The 2,994-nt window shown below is 49.6% G+C and carries 4 protein-coding genes and 1 pseudogene; all 5 read left to right on the forward strand.

Translation table 11 applies throughout. The features are described from left to right. Positions 1-112, forward strand: a 112-nt coding sequence (locus AZH43_RS16810; RefSeq protein ID WP_319822711.1) for a muconolactone Delta-isomerase family protein, incomplete at its 5' end; no start/stop codon positions are given. A gap of 118 nt (positions 113-230) precedes the next feature. Further along, positions 231-1,151: a catechol 1,2-dioxygenase gene (gene catA, locus AZH43_RS16815; RefSeq protein WP_067672255.1), complete on the forward strand. Its 921-nt coding sequence runs from the start codon at positions 231-233 to the stop codon at positions 1,149-1,151. 119 nt (positions 1,152-1,270) lie between these two features. Further along, a complete protein-coding gene (locus tag AZH43_RS16820; RefSeq protein ID WP_067672257.1) occupies positions 1,271-1,957 on the forward strand; it encodes a 3-oxoacid CoA-transferase subunit A in 687 nt (228 codons plus the stop codon). Positions 1,958-1,974: 17 nt separating this feature from the next. Then, positions 1,975-2,625: a 3-oxoacid CoA-transferase subunit B gene (locus tag AZH43_RS16825; protein ID WP_067672262.1), complete on the forward strand. Its 651-nt coding sequence runs from the start codon at positions 1,975-1,977 to the stop codon at positions 2,623-2,625. Positions 2,626-2,680: 55 nt separating this feature from the next. Continuing rightward, positions 2,681-2,977: pseudogene (locus tag AZH43_RS16830) on the forward strand (thiolase family protein); the annotation flags it as partial. Positions 2,978-2,994 lie beyond the last annotated feature (17 nt).

The raw sequence follows: 2,994 nt of genomic DNA on the forward strand, positions 1-2,994 counted from the left end.
CAATGAAGAACTGCACAACATTTTGCAAGGCCTTCCGCTTTATCCTTATATGAATATTGAAGTAATGGCGCTTAACCGCCACCCTTCTTCCATTCGTGAAGACGATAGCTGATTTTCAATCATACACACAGCCCATTTTTTGGGCGCGTAAACAAGGAATGTGATTAAAGCGCCAGCTGAACGTAAGCCTTAAAATCACAAAGAAAACTGCATACTCAAGGAGAAAAAGTATGAACCGTCAAGAAATTGATCAATTAGTAAAACAAATGAATGTCGATACGGCTACAGGGCCAGTTGATGCACGTGTACAGCAAATTGTTGTCCGTTTATTGGGGGATCTATTTCAAGCCATTGAGGATTTGGATATTTCTCAAACTGAGCTTTGGAAAGGCTTAGAATATTTTACCGATGCAGGCCAAGCCAATGAATTAGGCCTTTTAGCAGCGGGTCTAGGGCTTGAGCATTATTTAGACCTCCGTGCAGATGAAGCAGATGCCAAAGCAGGCATTACTGGCGGCACACCGCGTACTATTGAAGGTCCGCTCTATGTTGCAGGCGCGCCAGAATCTATCGGTTTTGCGCGAATGGATGATGGAACAGAATCAGACAAAGTCGATACGCTATTCATTGAAGGTACGGTCACTGACACTGAAGGCAATGTAATTGAAGGCGCTAAAGTTGAAGTTTGGCATGCCAACAGTTTAGGCAATTACTCATTCTTCGATAAATCTCAGTCTGATTTTAATTTGCGCCGCACTATCCTTGCAGACAATGCGGGCCATTATGTTGCTCAAACTACAATGCCTGTAGGTTATGGTTGTCCTCCAGAAGGCACAACACAAGCCGTATTGAATAAACTTGGCCGTCATGGCAACCGCCCGTCTCATGTGCATTATTTTGTTTCTGCACCTGGTTACCGCAAACTGACGACTCAATTTAATATTGAAGGCGATCAGTATCTTTGGGATGACTTTGCTTTCGCAACTCGCGAAGGTCTGGTCGCAACTGCAACAGATGTGAATGATGCAGAAGGCATGGCTAAACGCAATGTAGACAAACCCTTCAAACACATTACTTTTAATGTTGAATTGGTCAAAGAGTCTGCACAAGCGCCAACAACAGAAATTGACCGCCGCCGCGTCAGCGCTTAACGCATTGATCTACGCTGCATAGCATTAGTAATGCTATGCAGCACTTCAGATTTTTACCGTTAAATTTCCAATTAATTTAACGATAAAAATTTGCTTATTGCTCATTAAAGGTTCACAGCATGATTGATAAAAGTTCAGGCTCTTTGCAAGAGGCCCTATCCCAAATTAAGGACGGCTCCACCATCATGATTGGCGGGTTCGGAACTGCAGGCCAGCCCGCTGAACTGATTGACGGGCTGATTGAACTCGGCGTCAAAGACTTGGTCATCATTAACAACAATGCCGGTAATGGCGATTACGGTCTGGCCAAGCTGCTTAAAGCCGGCGCTGTCCGTAAAATCATCTGCTCATTCCCGCGCCAGTCCGACTCTTGGGTTTTTGATGAATTGTACCGCGCCGGCAAAATCGAATTGGAATTGGTGCCGCAAGGCAACCTGGCCTGCCGCATTCAAGCCGCAGGCATGGGCTTGGGCCCTATTTACACCCCGACCGGATTCGGTACGCTTTTAGCGGAAGGCAAGCCCACCCTGAATTACGACGGCAAAGACTTCGTTTTAGAAAATCCCATCAAAGCGGACTTCGCCTTAATTAAAGCGCAGCAAGGCGACCGCTGGGGCAATCTGGTTTACCGCAAATCTGCACGCAACTTTGGCCCGATCATGGCCATGGCGGCAGAAGTCACCATCGCTCAAGTGTCAGAAATCGTTGAGCTGGGCGCGCTGGACCCTGAACACATCATCACCCCGGGTATTTTTGTCCAGCACGTGGTGGCTGTGGGCGCCAAACAACTTGAACAGTCAGCATAAAGCGTGAGGATTAAACAATGAGCTACAGCAAACTATCCCGCGATCAAATTGCTGAACGCGTGGCGCAGGATATTCCCGATGGCGCCTATGTCAATTTGGGCATTGGCCTGCCGACCCGAATTTCAAATTACCTGCCTTCAGATAAAGATGTTTTCCTGCATTCAGAGAATGGCCTGCTGGCGTTTGGCCCGCCGCCTGCTGAAGAGGACCGCGATCCTGAACTGATCAATGCCGGCAAGGAATTTGTGACGCTGCTGGAAGGCGGCGCTTATTTCCACCATGGGGATTCATTCGCCATGATGCGCGGCGGACATTTGGATATTGCGGTACTGGGCGCTTTTCAGGTGGCTGAAAATGGCGACTTGGCCAACTGGCATACCGGTGCGCCGGACGCCATTCCRGCAGTCGGCGGCGCGATGGACTTGGCCGTGGGGGCAAAAAAAGTCTTCATCACCACAGACCATGTGACCAAAAAAGGCGAACCGAAAATTGTGGCTGAACTGGCTTATCCGGCTACCGGCCTGAAATGCGTTGACCGCATTTACACCGACCTGTGCGTGATTGAGGTCACCCCGGAAGGCATGAAAGTGATCGAAAAGGTGGATGGCTTAAGCTTTGAAGAATTGCAGGCGATGACCGGTGCGAAGCTGGCGGATGGGACAATCTAAATAAAAAGGAAGTCCCCCTTTATAAAGGAAGGAGCTTTCAGATAAGGATTTAAAAATGAAAAACGCATACATTATCGATGCTATCCGCACCCCATTCGGACGCTATGCAGGCGGTCTGGCGCCGGTTCGCGCTGATGACCTGGGCGCATTGCCGATTAAAGCGCTGATGGAACGCAACCCATCCGTGAATTGGCAACAGGCGGATGACGTGATTTACGGCTGCGCCAACCAAGCCGGCGAAGACAACCGCAATGTCGGGCGCATGTCAGCGCTGCTGGCCGGCCTGCCACATCAGGKGCCGGCCACTACAGTCAACCGCCTCTVCCGGTCVTCCACCGGTGMMSCGGCAGTCATCTAAAGGCGCTGCCG

Source organism: Acinetobacter pragensis (assembly GCF_001605895.1).
In the GTDB taxonomy this organism is placed as follows: domain Bacteria; phylum Pseudomonadota; class Gammaproteobacteria; order Pseudomonadales; family Moraxellaceae; genus Acinetobacter; species Acinetobacter pragensis.

Excerpts from the sequence above, each read along its gene's own strand:
- catA (WP_067672255.1), top strand. The coding sequence starts at position 231 with ATGAACCGTCAAGAAATTGATCAATTAGTAAAACAAATGAATGTCGAT.
- AZH43_RS16820 (WP_067672257.1), top strand. The coding sequence starts at position 1,271 with ATGATTGATAAAAGTTCAGGCTCTTTGCAAGAGGCCCTATCCCAAATT.